The following is a 907-nucleotide window of genomic DNA, read 5'->3' on the forward strand; positions in this document are numbered from 1 at the left end:
GAGCCGGTCAGTTCGGGGGCGAACGCCGGGTCCCTGACGACCGCGCGGTGGAACGGGATCGCGGTGGCCATGCCCTCGACCTGGAACTCCTCCAGCGCGCGGGCGGCCCGCTCCAGGGCCTCCTTGCGGGTGCGGCCGGTCACGATCAGCTTGGCCAGCAGCGAGTCCCAGGCCGGGCCGATGACGCTGCCCGACTCCACGCCCGCGTCCAGACGGACACCCGGACCGGACGGCGCGTCGAACCGGGTGACCGTGCCCGGCGCGGGCAGGAAGTTGCGGCCCGGGTCCTCGCCGTTGATACGGAACTCGAACGAGTGACCGCGCAGCACCGGGTCGCCGTAGCCGAGTTCCTCGCCGTCGGCGATGCGGAACATCTCACGGACCAGGTCGATGCCGGCGACCTCCTCGGTCACCGGGTGCTCGACCTGCAGACGGGTGTTGACCTCCAGGAAGGAGATCGTGCCGTCCTGGCCGACGAGGAACTCGCACGTGCCGGCGCCCTCGTAGCGGGCCTCCTTCAGGATCGCCTTCGAGGCCCGGTACAGCTCGGCGACCTGCTCCTGGGACAGGAACGGCGCCGGGGCCTCCTCCACCAGCTTCTGGTGGCGGCGCTGCAGGGAGCAGTCACGGGTGGAGACGACGACCACGTTGCCGTGCTTGTCGGCCAGGCACTGGGTCTCCACGTGCCGGGGACGGTCCAGGTAGCGCTCGACGAAGCACTCGCCGCGGCCGAACGCGGCCACCGCCTCACGGACGGCGGACTCGTACAGCTCGGGGACCTCCTCCAGGGTCCGGGCGACCTTCAGGCCGCGCCCGCCGCCGCCGAAGGCGGCCTTGATCGCGATCGGCAGGCCGTGCTCCCGGGCGAACGCCACGACCTCGTCGGCGCCGCTGACGGGGTCGGGGG

General features: G+C 72.5%; 1 protein-coding gene. It reads right to left on the reverse strand.

Annotation, left to right across the window (positions count from 1 at the left end; translation table 11 throughout):
• Positions 1–907, reverse strand: a 907-nt coding sequence (locus IEZ20_RS39405) for an ATP-binding protein (RefSeq protein WP_189307963.1), incomplete at both ends; no start/stop codon positions are given.

It is taken from the genome of Streptomyces cinerochromogenes (genome assembly GCF_014648635.1).
Taxonomy (GTDB): Bacteria; Actinomycetota; Actinomycetes; order Streptomycetales; family Streptomycetaceae; genus Streptomyces; species Streptomyces cinerochromogenes.